Raw genomic sequence first — 17,418 nt, 5'->3', positions numbered from 1 at the left:
TCATGAAAAGAACGAACCGTCTCCTCATCATATCCGCTGCACTGGCTTCACTGGCCCTGGGTGCATGCAAAAAAGACCTGAACCTGCAGCCGCCATCCAATACAATTGTTGGTAATGAGGGGCAGGGTACAGCAGGCTCCTACATTAAAGACGCTGCCACATCGGAAGCAGCACTGGCCAGCTGTTATGCCTTCTTTCGCAGCAATGCAGCTGAATATTATGTGCTGGACTATTTCAATATCAGCGATGCACAGTCTGACAACGCCTATGCAGGTGCGGACAATGCTGCCGGTTTTGAGATCGATGAATTCCGCATATTATCTACCAACTCATGGGTGGCCCGTGACTGGGGATATTTATACAACCAGATCTCTGCCTGTAATTCTGTGATCGTAAATGTGCCCAAGGTCACCGATGCCGCACTGACGGCCACCCGCAAGGCGCAGATCGTGGCAGAAGCACAGTTCATCCGTGCACGTGCCTACTTTGACCTGGTGAGATTATTTGGTGACGTACCGCTGGTACTCACTGAATTGCCGACCATTACGGCTGATAACCTGGTGGAAATTTACCCGCTGTTATATCCTTCCCGCACAAGCGCTGATTCAGTGTACGATCAGATCACCAGCGACCTGAAGTCGGCGGTGGATGCGGCAGCAGTTTCCGCCGCCAATAAAGGCTTTGCCACCAAAGGTGCGATCTACACCCTGCTGGCCAAAATAGCTGCCACCCGTAAACCGGTTAACTGGCCTGAAGTACAGTCGTACACCGACCAGGTGATTGCATTGGGTTACAGCCTGCTGCCGGTATACGATCAGCTGTGGGATGGTGCACATGAGAACTCTGCTGAAGCCATTTTCGAACTGAACTTCGACGGTTGGGATACAGGCGGTAACTGGGGCACCAGTATGTTCCTTGGTACTGACTGGAAGAAGTTCTGCAATCCGAGCAATGACCTGATCCGTGCCTACCAGCAGGAGCATGACAGTGTACGTTTCAGATCAACGATCACCTTTGCAAATGTAACAGGTAAATGGGGCGATGCCCGTTTGTCTTTGGACAGCTTCCCCTTCTTTTACAAAATGCGCAAAACGGATGCCACCCAGAACATCATCATGTATCGTCTGGCAGATGTATTGCTCCTGAAAGCAGAGGCGCTGAATGAACAGGGAGATGTAGCTGGCGCCAATGCCATCCTTACACAGATCCGCGGACGCGTAAAACTGAACCCGCTGAACATCACCGAGCAATCGGCCATGCGCCTGGCAATCGAAAAGGAACGCCGCCTGGAGCTGGCTTTCGAGGGGCAACGCTGGTATGATCTCGTGCGTACCGGTCGCGCTATCCCTGTCATGGAAGCAGTCACTGACGGCAAGGGCGTGAACCTGGGTTATCACCTCACTGAACAGAGCCTGTTATGGCCTGTTCCGCAGGCTGAAATGGATCAGAACGCGAACCTGGTACAAAATCCCGGCTATTGAGTGTCACGAATAAATGATCATTTTCAAATTAGTTCTTTGAGATTGTTATTTAATGCTATGTAGATGATGATGGACGGCCCATCGGTAACGGCTTACAGGAGTTGTTATCAAACCACCTTTAGCTGCTGCAATAAAGAGTTGTGGTAGTGAGCATCAAAGGAAAAGGCATCGAGAAAGATGTCAGGTATGTGTTAATGAAGACGAACAATAAGTGAACTGTCAGCAGAAGCGTCGAAAGGATTAAATGATGTCAAAACCAATATGTAGTAGCAATGTTGGGATAAGCAGTAAGGATACCTGTTTACTGATACTGCGGCATCCGGCGTATAGACAGCGTGAGCTTAACACAGGCATTTACATGGAACGTGAGAACCAGTCGTTGCAATGCTAAGAGAAAACTTCAAGTAAGAGACACTACAAGAAGGAAAGTATTGATGTGCAGCACTGGGGCAGAAACTTCCGTAGTAGTGATGACGGTTACTGAAAAGTAATAATAGCGAAGGGAAGTTGTTTTCCAGTTTTTATTCATTAACGAAAACTGATTTGTTGACGAACAAGTCAGGAGGTACGAAAATGAGCAAAACAAAACCGTTTAGTATCAGTCGAAGACTGGTAATGGTTGCCTATCAGAAAGTAAAATCAAACAGAGGTAGCGCAGGAGTGGATGAAGTAAGCATGAACGAGTTTGACAAAGATTACAGAAATCATCTGTACAAGCTTTGGAACAAAATGAGTTCAGGCTCTTACATGCCACCACCGGTGAAACTGGTTGAGATACCAAAGAAAGGAGGTGGACTAAGACCTCTTGGCATACCAACCATCCAAGACCGGATTGCCCAAACCGTAGTAAGAGGTTTACTCGAACCTACGCTTGAGCCACTGTTCTTAAATGACTCTTATGGTTACCGTCCAGGAAAATCTGCTGTACAAGCTGTAGAGAAAGCAAAGAAAAGTTGCTGGAAACAGTCTTGGGTAGTAGACATGGACATCAAAGGGTTCTTTGACAACATTCCACATGATCTGCTGATGAAAGCAGTCAGGAAGCATTGCGACACGAAGTGGATACTTCTATACATTGAAAGATGGTTAGTTGCTCCACTTCAACTAAAAGATGGAACACTAGTAGCAAGAACCAAAGGAGTTCCTCAAGGTTCTGTTATCGGGCCACTGCTTGCCAACCTTTATCTCCATTACACAATGGATAAATGGTTAAGCATTGAGTTCCCACAGTGTACTCTTATTCGCTATGCTGATGACGCTATCATAACATGCTGGTCACAGAATGAAGGCCAGACAGTGATGAAAGCAGTAGCTAAGAGGTTATCCGAATGTGGTCTTCAGATGCATGCATCGAAAACAAAGCTTGTCTTCTGCAAGGACAGTAACAGAAGGTTTTACAAGGACTATCCAAATATATCGTTCGATTTTCTTGGATTTACGTTTATGCCAAGAAGTGCACAGAACAGTATAAGAGGAGAATGGTTCACCAGCTTTCTACCCGCTGTGAGCAGAAAAGCGATGAAAGCGATGAATGAGAAGATGAAAGAGTGGGAAGTGTTGAAGAAGACAACAAATACGCTGCAGGATATTGCTCGTGAGATCAATCCTGTAGTTAGAGGATGGATCCATTACTATGGAACATTTTACAAAACAAAATTGAAAGAGTTTATGCACATTTTAAATGTCAAGCTCCAAGCATGGGCAAGACGAAAATACAAGAGACTTCGAACAGGAGGAATGAAGACAGTTAAATGGCTTCATCAAATCTCCGTGCGCAGACCAAAGTTGTTTGCACACTGGGAACTACTTAACTCGAAACCAACGGTAGGAAAATCGGAGCGGCATAACGGGAGACTGTTACGTGCCGTTCTAACAGAATCTCAGGTTGTGATACCTGGGTTTACTTACTAATTGGATATAAAATAGGGTTAACGGAAAAGATCGGTCTCGTCTCTCATGGGACGGGACCTTCTTTTTAGGAATGGGATTTATAACAGGCAATAAGGTTAGGATCTATGCTAACGACATCAGCGGAAACATTCAACAGACAAGAAAGCGGAAACATTCATCAAACAAGAAAGCAGAACATTCATCAGATAAGAAAGCAGAAACATTCATCAGACAAGAAAGCGGAAACATTCATCAGACAAGAAAGCGGAAACATTCATCAGACAAGAAAAACATCCTACATGAAACTATGGGTATATGGTTGTTGCATGAGCGTCTTATTGGCGGCCTGCAATAACAGACAGCAAGCGGGGGATACACAACACAATGATTCGGCCGCCGTTTATCTCACTACACCCGATGAGCGGCAATTATTTGCGCAGCAGGCTGCCCTGGGAGTAGTAAAAGATACGGCAGTCATTAATCTCCGGATGGATACCAGCCGGCGGTTCCAGGAGATAGAAGGTTTTGGCGCCGCGGTGACGGGGTCTTCTGCATATGTGATGCAGCAGTATATGTCGCCCACACAGCGGCAGGCGTTACTGGAAGACCTGTTTGGTACGGAGAAGGGCATTGGTATCAATTACATCCGGATGTCTATCGGTGCCTCTGACTTTTCAACAAGCCCTTACAGTTATGATGATATGCCGGCGGGACAGCGGGATGATTCTTTAAAGCATTTCAGTATTGAGCATGATGAAAAGGAGCTTGTGCCGGTATTAAAACAAGTGGTAGCGATCAATCCTGGTATTCATATTATGGGTAGTCCCTGGAGTGCGCCGGGCTGGATGAAGACGAGCGGTAAGCTGGAGGGCGGATCTTTACGTCCTGATGCTTATGAGGTATATGCGCGTTACTTTGTTAAATACATCCGGGCTTTCGGAGAGGAAGGTATTAAGATCACGGCGCTCACTGTTCAGAATGAACCGCAATATGAGGCCTTATATCCTACTATGAAGATGACGGCGCCGGAACAAGGGAAGTTCATTAGGGATCACCTGGGGCCATTACTGGAAAAAGAAGGCCTGAGTGAGCAGACAAAGATCATGTTGTTTGACCATAACTGGAATAGTCCTGAGTATCCGATCTCAATTCTCGACGACAGCCTGATAGCAAAATACACAGCCGGAGCGGCCTTTCATTGCTATGAGGGAGCAGTCGGCGCGATGAGCAAGGTACATGATGCGCATCCGGAAAAGGGGCTTTACTTTACTGAGTGTTCCGGCGGAAGCTGGTCGCCCGTGTTTGCGGATAACCTGCAGTATATGGTTCGTCAGTTGCTGATCGGGACCATTAACAACTGGTCGAAGAATGTACTCTTATGGAACATGGCCCTGGATGAGAAGAACGGTCCAACTACGAATCAGCCTGGAACGGGTACCGGCAATCGCGGGTGCATGACGTGCAGGGGTGTCGTGACAGTCAATTCCAATGGTGGTGGGGTTACGCGGAATGTCGAGTATTATGCGTTGGCTCACTTTAGTAAATTCGTTCGTCCGGGTGCGAAGAGGATTTACTCTTCTGCATTGCCGGAGAAGGGGATAGAGAATGTTGCGTTCCTGAATGCGGATGGTTCGCGCGTAATGGTGGTGGTTAATACTACGAAGGAGGAGCGGGCTTTTTCTGTCAGTGAGCAGCGTGGCGTATATCAGTATGTGCTTGCGCCTGGGGCTGTGGTGACGCTGGTTTGGCGATAATGGCTTATGCGTTGGGGGGAAGACATTAATTGGCCTTATGCGTTGGGCGAAAAATATTAAATGGGAATCATCTCCGTTGCTTCGGTTTCAGGTGGGACATCGGGCTGTATCCCTTTCCGAGTACCTTGCTATCAGATTTTGTCAAGCGTAGGGGCTTTGGAATGTCGATTGAACCCCTATCAATCGGGTCGGCACTCTCCAATGGATAAGGCCCGACGTCTCCACCTGAAACCTTGCTACTCCGATGTGCCGACTATGGCTTGTCGTCAGGTATACTTGTCTTTTGTTTTATGCGTTAGGCGAAAAATATTAAATGGGAATCATCTCCGTTGCTTCGGTTTCAGGTAGGACATCGGGCTGTATCCCTTTCCGAGTACCTTGCTATCAGACTTTGTCAAGCGTAGGGGCTTTGGAATGTCGATTAAACCCCTATCAATCGTGTCGGCACTCTCCAATGGATAATGCCCGACGTCTCCACCTGAAACCTTGCTACTCCGATGTGCCGACTATAGTCTGTGGTCAAATGAATAGGTGGATACTGCTTATCTGCTATTTTCTAGCGTTATTTACTGTGCAGCATCATCCACACCCCATCTATAATCTATACATAGGCTGTGGTGATTTTCAAATGGGAGCATGAGTATTAAATCCTGGCTGTTTATGCAAGTGTCGGATGTTTCCAATGTATCGCATATAGCATAGGTCGACAATCTATAATCGGAGGATTTGAAGTAGCAAGGTTTCAGGTGAAGGCATCGGGCCTTAGGCCTTCGAGAGCCTCAATACGATTGATAGGGGTTAAATACATATTCTAAAGCCCATACGCTTGACAAAGCTAAATAGTCCCCAGAGCGTCTGACCACTGTTTCGCTAAAAACAACAGAAGAGCAATGTTGGTTAAATTGTAGAGGCAAAAGTCCTTTGCAGCTAAAACCGTCCCTTGCAATGGATGCTTACTCCATCAAATAGTCTGGTTCTGCAGGATAATTAAGTTTCAAATTGGTCGTTGGAGACCGTATAGAAGAATAAACCTAATGTAATCCAGCAGGCTGAGGAACTTTTGCCTTTTAAAACTAAGATTATGGCAAATGTAAAGAAAAGCTCTTTTCCCAAGAAGAAAGTCAATTCTCTTTCTATTGTTAATCCTTATGCTGCCGGAATTGACATCGGAGATAAGATTCATGCTGTAGCTGTCTCTGCGGATAGATGCCCTGATCCAGTTCGCACCTTCTCTACTATGACTTGCGACCTGGAAGCTATAGCCAGTTGGCTTAAAGAATGTAATATAAATACAGTAGCAATGGAGAGTACAGGAGTATATTGGAAACCTTTGTTCGGATTGCTAATAAAGGAAGGCTTTGAAGTATATCTGGTAAATGCTCGTAATGTTAAAAACGTGAGCGGCCGTAAGACAGATGAGAGCGATGCCGCCTGGTTACAAAGGCTTCACAGCTATGGCTTATTAAGCAGTTCTTATCTGCCTTCAAACGAGCAGGAAGCTTTAAGAACACTGGTTCGTTTCCGTAGAACTTTACAGTCCGAGGCGAGTAAATGTGTTTTGCGTATGCAAAAATCACTGGAACTGATGAATGTAAAGCTGCATACAGTAATTAGCGATATAGTTGGCCAGACCGGATCCGCTATTGTGGAAGCCATTCTTAAAGGAGAACGTACCCCCTCCAATCTATTATCGTTAGTAGGTTCTCGGATCAAGGCTAGTAAAGATACTATCGAAAAATCATTACATGGCAATTGGAGGGATGAACATCTGTTTACCCTCGGTCAATGTTATGAGCTCTATAAAGAATATCTGTCCAGAATAAATAATTGCGATAAAAAGATTGAGGAACAACTATCTATGTATGAGGCACTATGTAATGATGGTATAGTAACAACCTGTAGCGTGCAACAGGACCAGACGCAACGACAAAATATTAAGACCAAATCTAAAAATAATCCTCGTTTTAATGTCCGCAGCTACTTGCAACATATTTTAGGCGTTGATGTATTAGCCATATATGGTTTAAGCGATAATGGAGGCCTTCAATTACTAGCTGAGACGGGGACAGATCTTTCAAAATGGCCCACAGAAAAACATTTTGTCTCCTGGTTAAATCTTTGTCCTAACAATAAAATATCTGGTGGCAAACTAATAAGTTCACGTTTAATGAAAAAACCATCCTCTATAGCCGGGCAGGCTTTCCGCTTTGCCGCAAATTCTGTTCAGAAAAGTGAGCATTGGCTAGGAGACTATTTTCGCCGTATGAAAGCAAAGGGTGGAAATAAATATGCTATTGTCGCCACCGCCAATAAACTGGCTACCATTTACTATAAAATGGTCAGATACAAAACCGAATTTAATCCACCCTTGCTTGAACAATATCAGAAAAGAAATAATGAACTGAAAATAAGTCGATTAGAGAAAAAGTTGGAGCAACTTAGAGCGATTGTTGTATAGAAGCAAGGACTCGAGGAGGGGTACAGCCCGATGCTTCAGCCTGAAACCGCAGCACGAAGATGACTGCCAATTACTATATAGCGCCCAAACCAATCGTTCATTATCGCGGGACACCTTCAACGGGCATTGCATCATTCAACTCATGCAAGTTATCGCCCAAACTAATCATCCTTATCGCGGGACACCTTCAACAGGCATTGCATCATGCAACTTATGCAAGTGTCAAAACGTAATCGTCCGTTATCTTAGAATAACGGACGAAAACACCTAATGCATCATGACGCCCTCGAGCTCCTCGAGCGTCTTCCCCTTCGTCTCCCTCACATTCCGCCATATAAACACAAACCCCAACAAACATATCCCCGCATAAATATAGAACGTACTATCCTTCAGACGATCGAACAAGATCGGAAAGGTGAACACCAGAATAAAGTACGCCGCCCAAAGACACAGCACCGCAAAAGACGTCGCCGCACTACGGATCTTATTAGGAAAGATCTCCGCAATCAGCACCCAGGTCACAGGTGCCAATGACATGGCATAAGTACCGATAGCCGCGAGCAGATACCATGAGACCTGCTCGGAGCCCGACGCCAGCATCCGCACCACGACGATGTAAAGTATAGTAAGCCCTCCGGCGCCGATCAACATCAGCGGCTTCCGCCCCAGCTTATCGACCAGCAGCATAGCGAGGATAGTGAAGACAAGATTGACCCCCCCGATAAACACCGTCTGCAAAAGCTGCCCATCCTGCGAAACGCCGATACTCTGGAATATGCGCGGAGTATAGTTAAAGACCACATTAATGCCGCAAAACTGCTGGAACACCGCCAGTATGATGCCGATCACCACAGCTGGCAATACCGCCTTGCGGAAGATGTCAGCGAAATTCATCCGTTCAGCACCTGTGAGAGAACCTTGAATCAACGACAATGATTCCTCCGAAAAAGCATCACCACCAATTTTGCTGAGCACAGCCCGTGCATCAGCAGAACGCCCCGCTTTCACCAGCCAGCGGGGACTCTCCGGCAGCCATAAGGCGCCGATAAAGAACAGGAGAGAAGGGATGACGCCAAGACCAAACATCCAGCGCCAGGCAGCATCGCCCTGGTTGCGAAGGGTATAGTTGACGAGATTGGTGACAAGAATACCGGTGACAATAGTCAGCTGATTGATCGCAACCATACGTCCGCGGAGATGTGCGGGCGCTACTTCTGCAATGTACATGGGCGACAGCATAGAAGCCATACCCACGCCAATACCGGCAACGAAGCGGAAGGCAATGAAAATGTTCCTGTCCGGCGCTACAGCCATGGCAAGGGAAGAGATCCCGAAGATGGCCGATGCCAGCAGGAGGCCGCGCTTACGACCATATTTATCAGCCATAGCGCCTGCAATGATACAACCAGCAATCGCTCCCAGAGCCAGGCTGCCGGTGGCGAATCCTTCCCAGTAGGCGTCGAGGCCAAATTGCTTTTGCAGGAATGGAAGCGCGCCTGCTATGACAGCAAAATCAAATCCGAAGAGATAGCCTCCCAATGCGGAGATGAAAGAGATACCAAGTATGTAGGCGCCATTAAAAGATGAATGTTTCATAACGGAAATAGCAAGTTTAATGATTTATTGCACATCAAATGCAAAAATGGTGTGCCGGCGATAAACATCACCGGGTGAAAGAATAGTGTCCGGAAAATGCGGATGGTTCGGACTGTCCGGGAATGCCTGTGTTTCCAGGGCCACCGCACCATGCTGGAGATAAAGTTTACCTTGTTGCCCCCTGATACTGCCATCCCAGTAATTGGCGCTGTATACCTGTATGCCCGGCTGGTCGGTGAAGATGCGTAAGACCCTGCCACTGTGCGGATCTTCCAGTGTTGCCGCCGGCATGTTGCTGGCAGATACAGGTAAGAAAGTTCCATTCCTGGCATCTCCCTCTATTGCCACAGCTGCAGTGCTGGCGCCAGGGGATGAGGTCTTTCCATTACCACCGTCTTCCGATGCAGCAGCGCCGCTGCTGTAATCAGGTTGCAATACGAAATTTTGGTCAAAGCCGCCGTCGGCGGGCAGTTCATGGATATGTTCGCCAATTCTGGTGGGGCGGGTAAAGTCCAGTGGAGTGCCAGCCACCGGAAGGATATTTCCCGTGGGGACATTCCGCTCATTCTTCTCTGTATAGGTCTTTGCATTGACCGTCAACAGGTGATCAGTGACCAATGGCTGCTCAAAACCGCTAAGATTGAAATAGGAGTGATTGGTCAGGCTGACCACTGTACTTTTGTCTGTGTGTGCAGTATACCGGATATGCAACCGGTTCTTATCGTCCAGTACATATTGTACCCGGACGGTCAGTGTACCGGGATAGCCTTCCTCCCCGTCAGCGCTGATGTATTCCATGATGACGCCGGCTTCTTCCTTGCTTTTTGCAGATTGTACCACACGCCAGATCCTGGTATGAAAGCCATCAAAACCACCATGCAGATGGTTTCCGTCATTATTGAGCGGCAACTGGTATTCCTTTCCATCTATCATGATGCGACCAGCAGCAATTCGGTTGGCATATCGTCCTACGGTGCAGCCGAAATAGGCTGGATTATGCAAATAGTCCAACGGATCAGAGAATCCAGCTACAATATTCTTTTGCACGCCTGTTCTGTCGGGCGCATATATCGCCGTAATAGTGGCGCCAAGATTGATCAGTTGTACTGTAACGGCAGCATTTTCAAGGGTGATCATATAAAGGGGCGCTCCCCGCAGTTCGCCGTATTGTGTACGGGTTGCGGATAGCGCCCTGCTATTAACATTTAGCATTGAATCGTCTTTGTGAATGGGTTAAAAGTAGCGCCCTGGTGATTGACATCCAATGTCAATACTTCATCCAGGTATTGCTGTCCTTCCTGTTCCTGCTGAAGTCCCAGGTGACCGAGCCCCATCAGGTACAGGCAATGTATACGGTTCCGCAGGTTAAGATCAATGTCAAATACCAGCATATCCGGCAGTGATACTGCAAAGTAATCTATGCGGATAGTGTCGTTGAGATGCGCCTCGCCAAACTGGATGAAGCGTTCAAAGATCTGGCGGGCCTTTTCAGGTTGCCCCAGCTGCTGCCATGCCAATGCCTGGTATACGATCTTGTCAGGCTGCGGATCATTGTAATAGATGGCCTGAACCGGCTCACTGATACCGATAGTAGCCGCCAGGAAATGTTTTTTGGCAGTATCTGTCTGTCCCAGTCCTGCATAAGCACAACCCAGCAGGTAGTTGATATCATTCTCCTGCGCGCCGTACAGTTTCCCTTCGCCCAGGTTTTCAGGATAGGACGATAGCGCCTGCAGGAGGCTGATCGCTTTTTCAAACTCTTCCTGTTGTATAGCCTGCTTTGCCAGGGCGGTATGACAGAGGATGAATTGCCCAACTACCTTACCTTCGCCACCTTCCCAGGGATGAAACTGTCTTTGGGAGAGGAGCTGACGCGCCTGTTCAAATTCACCAAGATTATTGTATAAAGTGACGCGTTCCAGGTAGAGGTCATCCCTTCTTTCTACCAGTTGCATATTGCTCTCCAGTAATGCCAGTCTCTCCTGCGATGATCTGCCGGTGATCTTGTACAGCTGATCCAGTTCCATCAGGATGCGGGCGTCGTCAGGGGCGAGTGAGAATGCTTTCTCCATGAATGTAATTGCCTGTACCTTCTTATGTAGTTTGTTGTAATAGGCAAGAGAGAGGTTCCTGTGTACGATGGGGAATGTATCGTCCAGGCGGGCCGACTGCTCCCAGCAGGCAATGGCTTCCGTATATTGACGTTTATCGTACCAGAGATTGCCCAGGTAATAAGCTGCTTTGGCATCAGATGGATTGGCTGCCAGTGCGCTTTGGAGGATGATCACTTCTTCTACTTTATTTGGGAAGCAGTAGCCGGCATCCTGTTGGGCAGCTTGTTTGAAATAAGCGATTGCATGTTCCGGCGCTTTGTCATTTGTAGCAAACCATCCCATATAATAATACAGCAGTGGAGAGCTGGCGCCATGTGCGTCGGCGTATGACTGTAATACCTGGATGGCGGTAGTATAACAACCGGCATGCGCATAGTCGAGCGAAAGTTCCAGGTAGTTATTCAGGCTGCCGCGCATTAAAGTACGCAGTCTTTCCAGTACACTGTCGTCTTTGCTGGCGAGGTACCATTCAAAGAGGCATCCGTAATTGAAAGGATCTATTTCCAGCGAGGCTTTGGCGAAACCGATGCAATCTGCTGTCAGGCCTTTTTCTCTCAGGATAAGCGTTTGCAGATGACGGGCGGTATGATTGTGGTAATTGCGCACCAGGGATTTTTTTACAAGGGATAATGCATCATCCCATTTGCGACCGGATGCAGCGATACGTGCCAGCATGAGGAAGCCACTATGCTGCCAGGCATCGTTCCAGGTAGCTTTGAAGAAGATATCGTATGCTGCCGCCTTTTTCCCCTGCAGGAATAAAGCGCATCCCAGGTTGTAATATACTTCTCCGTCGTATGGATTGGGATTGCGGCTGGTCATTGTTTTGATAGCCGTTCTGAAATAAGGCTCAGCCTTGGCAAATTGTCCGCGGCGGAGCAGCAGGAGCCCCATGGCGTTATTACAACGGATATCGCCCGGGCTTCTTCTCAGGCCTTCTTCATAATAGTCGACGGGATTGAAAGTGGCATGACGGTATTGTTCCAGGTGATGACCGTTCAGGTACAGTTCTTCTACCTGTTCAATATCCTGTGGCAGACGCGCAGCAGATGCCGGTGGTGGTATCTCATGTTCTGCCGGTGGCGCGGGTTGCCACGATACAAGTGTATGGCCGGCTTCATCTTCAACGATCACTTTCCATTGCTCCGGTACCACATCGGCACCGCAATCGTATGTAGTTGAGAATGGTGCATAGGGTGAGAGTGATGCGGGGAATTGTTGCACTTCGGTACCTTGTTTCAGCAGGCGGATCACTGCATTTTTATAAAGGGCAGTGGCATACACTTTAATGGCCAGTTGACCGCCCCGCCATTCCATATTCAGCATCGCCTCTTTGGTAGCGTTTTTAACTACCCCCGTCCGGGCATATGGCATGAAGTATTGTTCAAAGGTCTTGCCTTCGTTGGGTTGCAGCCAGGAGAAGTCCGGCTGGTTGTCGGTGAACATACCGGTCATCAGCTCAATATAAGGTCCATCTTCATCTGTCAGGTTCCTGTCCCAGGCATAACCGAAATCGCCATTACCCCAGGTCCATTGTTTTTTGCCCGGCGATACATGATGATCGGCTACGTGCAACATGCCTGCCTGCGTGTCGTGTTCGTAACAGCCCATGAAGTCATACTCCGAGCGGATCGCCATGTAGGAAGTGGGAACGGGGATAGTATGATAACGGGAAATATCTGTTCCCGGTGAATAGTCTACTTTGTAATAGGTGCCCGTTGCGATCGGGAAATCAGATACGTCGCGTTTGCCATGGTCAAACACGGCATATACATCGGGCGGGAAAACCGATTGGTAATGATCGTTCACTTTCACAGCAGGGTTAGCCCACCAGAGGAAGGTTTGCGGGAAGAGCGTGCGGTTGAAAAGTTTGCCTTTTATTTCCAGGTAAGCTTTATCCGGATACAGTGTAAACCCTGCCATGCCTTTGGTACGGAACATCACTTCCACTTCATTTACCCATACTGTTTTGCTGCCATCGGCATTTTCTTCCGTGGTAAAGTCGACAGCTTGAAAAGTGCTGGGGCGATGGTGCTGCGGCCAGTTGAACTCTATGCCGCCCGATATCCAGGGGCCGGCCAGTCCGACGAGGGCAGGTTTGATGACCTGGTTATAGTATACAAAGTCCCGCTGCCTGATCTTATCGTATGCACGCTGTATACGTCCGCCCAGTTCCGGCAGGATCATTATGAGCAGGAATTCATTCTCCAGGAATACCGCAGTGTATTCCTGCATGGTCTTCTCATCGGCGATCTGTTCGATAACCGGATGAGGATACACAACACCACTGCTGCCCTGGTATACTCTTTTCTCGAGGAACATAGGGTGTTTCTCGGGTGTGCCTGTCTTGTACGTAGGAATGGATACGCGTTCTATCCTGACTGTCACTTCCATATGATCGCTTTATATTTTATGCTTTTAATCCCGTGGGACCAGTTTAACTAATAATGCATCTTTGGGCGGCACTGTCAGCGTAAAGGACGACTGTCCATTGCTGATCTCTCCGAGTATGGCATCTGTCATGAAATCCCTGATCTCATAGTGCCGTTTGTCTGCCACATCTGCTGTTTGCCAGCTGGCGTCAAAAGGTTTATCCTTTATGAAGTTGAACATGGCGAGAAGGGTGGTGTCTCCCCGGTGGAAGAAAGTCATCTGCTGGTCCTGGCTATCGCCGTCAGACATACTTAGCGGCGTAAAGGCAGCAGGCTGACTGAACCAGGCGCATACTGCAGGATGATTGAGGAATTTTTTCGCTCTTTCCGCCGCTGTTTTCTGCCTGAAATCTGAGCCGTCTCCCAGTATGCTGCCCATTACCATCATGGCATAGAGGCGCACTTTGATCTCCTGCTCTGTGAGCTCGGGATTGTTCTGGAAGTTCTTCATCACGATCACGTCCAGGTTGGTGTAAGGCCATAATGTGCCCTGCACCCACCACATATGGGAACCTGCTGCGAGTGAAGCCGCTGTACTGCCCCATTGCGGAAATCCCGGCTGATCGTCTCTGAGGTGTGAGTAAACATCCGTAGAAATGAAACGGGTATGTGCATATTGGTGGGGGAACAGGGGAGAGATGGCCTGTGTGATGAAGATGTCCGGTCCCATGATTGAGTCTACCAGTGAGCGGAGCATTTTGAGCCCTTCATTGTATGCCTGCATGCCGGAGCGGGTATTGCGGTTGTACCGCCTGCTGGATTCCAGCGCGCCGGCAGAGAGGAAATCTATTTTGATAAAGGTGGCGTGAATAGCCTTTGCCTTTTGCAGTTGCTGAATAATGGAAGCCCTTGTAGCGGGGTGGGAAGGATCGATAGGGTAACAGGCCCAGTCGCCTTCCTTATACAGGATAGGCTGCCTGTTCGCATCCCGCAGCACAACCTCGCTCAGCGGTGTCTGTGTACCGCCAATGGGATTGTCCAGGGAGTTCTTCCAGGTCCATACGGCAAAAGGGATAAAGTAGAAGCCCATTTGTTGCCGCTTTTTCTGCCCGTATTTCGACAAAGACGTCAATAGTGAGGTTGTGTATATGGATTGGTCGTACGAGTCAACGCTGAGCACCGGAGGGGCATATTTGTTGAAATTGTCCAGGGTGGCAATAAAGTCGGACGTTTTAATCACGCCCGGGGGCATCATTACCTTGGTATTTCCCAGTACGCCCTCCACACCGAAACTGTTCCAATAGAAGGGAGCGTTTCCTTTCCATTCGCTGCGGCCTGCCAGTTGCACGTTTACCTGGCCATAGGCGGTAAATGCCTTACGGGTATCAGGTCCGGCGGCCAGGTAAATGAGGGGGGATCTGAGCGTGTTGCCCCGCATGGTGCCGTGCGGCGCATGATCGTGGGTGCCATCAAGTCCGCCGTACGCGGGCGGCAGGGATCTGTCATCCGCGGTAGCGGCGCCGCCATATACAATGAAAGAATCGATACGGCCGGTTTCCTTACCGGCGCTATAACGGAAGCCGGTTTTCCAGAAGTCGTGCGTTACGCTGCCGGCCACCAGTCCTGAAAGGCTATGCTGGTCATAAACGGAGGTGAACTCATAACTGATACCTGATGCGGAAGGCCATTGCCGGGTAAGGACCGGCACCCAGTTGTCGTTGTCGAAGGGAACGTCCAGGATGCGGGGCGTATTACCCGGAACAAACAGGTAAGCCTGCTGTTCCGGGATAATTGTTAATGGAGAGATGTTACGCGTTTCCAGTGTCGCGTCACCTGTGGCCTGTACGTCAAGCAGCAGGTGAGACGATTGCGCGTAGACGGTAATATGTTGTTCCAGTTTAAAAGGCCTGGAAGGATCGCTATGTATGATGGATATGGTAACGCCTTTGCCGGCAGCATCCTGCATGGGAGCAGTGCTGTATCTGTGTTGTGAGAAATCAGTACTGGCTGTTTTGCCGGTGTTCAGCTCTTCTATCGTGGCGACCGTGTTTTGCAGTTGCACGCCGTTGCTGAACAGGTAACTGACTTTACCGCTATGACTATCCACGCTTAGCTTCAGGTAGGCATTGGACACCACGAGGCTGTCGGCCGACGATGTTACTGTTTGTGCCTGTATGTTTCCGTATGCTATGCAAAGCAGGCCGGCAAATGATATGTTACGGATGATCCTCATAGATTAATAGCCCTCGTTTTGATCTTTAGGTGTGAGCTTTGGATTGTTCTCAAATTCTTTTGCAGGAATAGGATACAGCAGATGCCTGGACTGGATATTAGGCGCTGCATCCGGATTGTTGGCCTTTACGGTATTCAGTAAGGTACCGGTCCTTTTCAGGTCGAACCATCTCCAGCCTTCGAAGCCCAGTTCACGCATGCGCTCCATCATGATCTCCGTGCGCAGTTCATCCTGTGAGGGAATGCCGCCACGTACGTCTTCCCATTTACCAAGGCCGGCGCGTTGCCTGATCTTATTCAGATTAGCGAGTGCAGTGGTGACGTCATTCAGTTCATTGGCCGCTTCTGCATACATCAGGATTACATCTGCAAGTCGCAGGTAGTACATGTTCCTGGACGACAAAGAGCCGCTTACTGATACGCCTTTGGTGATGTCAAATTTCTTCACATGCGGTTTGCCTACATCTGCCCACCAGGAGTAATCGACAAGGTTACCGTTCGCATCGTAGAACACTGTACGGAATGTCGCGTCTTTTCTCAGATCACTATCCTCAAAACTGTTGAAGAAGTAATCTGTAGGAATGATGACGTGTCCGCCGGCGCCACTCAGGCCGGGAGAGTTGATCTGCCATGCGCCTGTGTTATTGGCCATGTTGCTGGTATTGTCGGGCTCATTGGAGAACTGTACTTCAAACAAAGATTCAATATTGTTCTCATTTTTCTCTACGAAGAGGTCGGCATATGCCGGCATAAGGCTGGTCTTGGAGGAGCTCAGCAATGGTTCCAGGGTGCTTTTAGCCAGGTCGTACGCTTTGCGGGTAAGATAGACCTTACCCAGCAGTGCGGTCGCTGCTTCTTTGGTAGCATGACCCGGATCGATGCCATTATCTCCTTTGCTGTTCAGATGTTCGGCCGCATACTGCAGGTCGGCTATTACCAGCTGGTATACCGCTTCCGCGGTACTTCTCGGATAGCCGTCCCTCACAGCATCAGGGTTGTCTGCATCCGTTGGCATGGGTACACCGTCATACAACTGTACCAGGTAGAAGTAAAACAGTGCCCGCATGAACTTTGCTTCTCCCAGCGCCCGCATTTTGAAATCTTCATTTACGGACGCCTGCTGCGTATATTTGATAGCGATGTTTGCATTATTGATCCCCTTATAGCAGTTGATCCAGAAGCCCTGTACAACATCGTTCTGTGCAGTGAGCAGGGGCGAGTAGCTGTTCACCGCTGCAAATCCCTGCCAGTAAGGGCCCCAGGTAGGTACGAAGATGGTCATCTTTGCTTCATCGGTACCCACCATGCCCACAACGGCATAGTCTGATCTTTTCAGTACCAGCAGCTGGCGGTAAATGCCGGTAATACCGGCCGTAATGCCGGCTTCGTCTTTGTATAGCTCTTCGGGAGAAACGAATACTTCCGGTTTAATATCGAGCTGTTTGCTACAGCCAGGGATAAGCGCCCCGGCAAGTAAGATGAAGAATAATATATAGCGATGCGTTTGCATAAATGTCGTTT

At 48.6% G+C, this 17,418-nt stretch carries 9 protein-coding genes; 4 read left to right on the top strand and 5 right to left on the bottom strand.

Annotated elements, in window-relative coordinates; all coding sequences use genetic code 11:
* Positions 1–2: 2 nt before the first annotated feature.
* From MYF79_RS19935 to MYF79_RS19920, 4 genes are all read left to right on the top strand, one after another.
* On the top strand, positions 3–1,481 hold the full coding sequence (locus tag MYF79_RS19935; protein WP_247809397.1) for a RagB/SusD family nutrient uptake outer membrane protein: 1,479 nt from the start codon (positions 3–5) through the stop codon (positions 1,479–1,481).
* A 573-nt stretch (positions 1,482–2,054) separates the two neighbouring features.
* On the top strand, positions 2,055–3,392 hold the full coding sequence (ltrA, locus tag MYF79_RS19930; protein WP_247809395.1) for a group II intron reverse transcriptase/maturase: 1,338 nt from the start codon (positions 2,055–2,057) through the stop codon (positions 3,390–3,392).
* 278 nt (positions 3,393–3,670) lie between these two features.
* Positions 3,671–5,125 (top strand): glycoside hydrolase family 30 protein, encoded by a 1,455-nt coding sequence (locus tag MYF79_RS19925; protein ID WP_247809393.1) that lies wholly within the window; start codon positions 3,671–3,673, stop codon positions 5,123–5,125.
* Positions 5,126–6,206: 1,081 nt separating this feature from the next.
* Entirely contained in the window at positions 6,207–7,583 is a 1,377-nt protein-coding gene (locus tag MYF79_RS19920; RefSeq protein WP_247809391.1) for an IS110 family transposase, read from the top strand.
* 267 nt (positions 7,584–7,850) lie between these two features.
* Here the strand turns inward: MYF79_RS19920 and MYF79_RS19915 are convergent, their stop codons facing one another.
* The 5 genes from MYF79_RS19915 to MYF79_RS19895 are packed head-to-tail and all read right to left on the bottom strand — an operon-like array spanning position 7,851 to position 17,407.
* On the bottom strand, positions 7,851–9,179 hold the full coding sequence (locus MYF79_RS19915) for a sugar porter family MFS transporter (RefSeq protein ID WP_247809389.1): 1,329 nt from the start codon (positions 9,177–9,179) through the stop codon (positions 7,851–7,853).
* A gap of 24 nt (positions 9,180–9,203) precedes the next feature.
* Entirely contained in the window at positions 9,204–10,391 is a 1,188-nt protein-coding gene (locus tag MYF79_RS19910; RefSeq protein ID WP_247809388.1) for an aldose epimerase family protein, read from the bottom strand.
* Positions 10,385–13,687, bottom strand: a complete 3,303-nt coding sequence (locus MYF79_RS19905) for a DUF5107 domain-containing protein (RefSeq protein ID WP_247809387.1) — start codon at positions 13,685–13,687, stop codon at positions 10,385–10,387. Before MYF79_RS19905 ends, MYF79_RS19910 begins: the two co-directional genes overlap by 7 nt.
* 24 nt (positions 13,688–13,711) lie before the next feature.
* Positions 13,712–15,898 carry an alpha-galactosidase gene (locus MYF79_RS19900; RefSeq protein WP_247809386.1) on the bottom strand — a complete coding sequence of 729 codons (2,187 nt, stop codon included), beginning with the start codon at positions 15,896–15,898 and terminating at the stop codon, positions 13,712–13,714.
* A 3-nt stretch (positions 15,899–15,901) separates the two neighbouring features.
* On the bottom strand, positions 15,902–17,407 hold the full coding sequence (locus tag MYF79_RS19895; protein WP_247809385.1) for a RagB/SusD family nutrient uptake outer membrane protein: 1,506 nt from the start codon (positions 17,405–17,407) through the stop codon (positions 15,902–15,904).
* Positions 17,408–17,418: the final 11 nt, after the last annotated feature.

The organism is Chitinophaga filiformis (genome assembly GCF_023100805.1).
In the GTDB taxonomy this organism is placed as follows: Bacteria; Bacteroidota; Bacteroidia; order Chitinophagales; family Chitinophagaceae; genus Chitinophaga; species Chitinophaga filiformis_B.
Note: the sequence above shows the minus strand (reverse complement) of the source record. Positions and strands in the feature narration are given on the sequence as shown.

What these genes read in the sequence shown, in the direction of transcription:
- MYF79_RS19910 (WP_247809388.1), bottom strand. Translation starts at nt 10,391, where the DNA reads ATGCTAAATGTTAATAGCAGGGCGCTATCCGCAACCCGTACACAATAC.
- MYF79_RS19915 (WP_247809389.1), bottom strand. Translation starts at nt 9,179, where the DNA reads ATGAAACATTCATCTTTTAATGGCGCCTACATACTTGGTATCTCTTTC.
- MYF79_RS19925 (WP_247809393.1), top strand. Translation starts at nt 3,671, where the DNA reads ATGAAACTATGGGTATATGGTTGTTGCATGAGCGTCTTATTGGCGGCC.
- MYF79_RS19920 (WP_247809391.1), top strand. Translation starts at nt 6,207, where the DNA reads ATGGCAAATGTAAAGAAAAGCTCTTTTCCCAAGAAGAAAGTCAATTCT.
- MYF79_RS19935 (WP_247809397.1), top strand. Translation starts at nt 3, where the DNA reads ATGAAAAGAACGAACCGTCTCCTCATCATATCCGCTGCACTGGCTTCA.
- MYF79_RS19895 (WP_247809385.1), bottom strand. Translation starts at nt 17,407, where the DNA reads ATGCAAACGCATCGCTATATATTATTCTTCATCTTACTTGCCGGGGCG.
- MYF79_RS19905 (WP_247809387.1), bottom strand. Translation starts at nt 13,687, where the DNA reads ATGGAAGTGACAGTCAGGATAGAACGCGTATCCATTCCTACGTACAAG.
- MYF79_RS19900 (WP_247809386.1), bottom strand. Translation starts at nt 15,898, where the DNA reads ATGAGGATCATCCGTAACATATCATTTGCCGGCCTGCTTTGCATAGCA.
- ltrA (WP_247809395.1), top strand. Translation starts at nt 2,055, where the DNA reads ATGAGCAAAACAAAACCGTTTAGTATCAGTCGAAGACTGGTAATGGTT.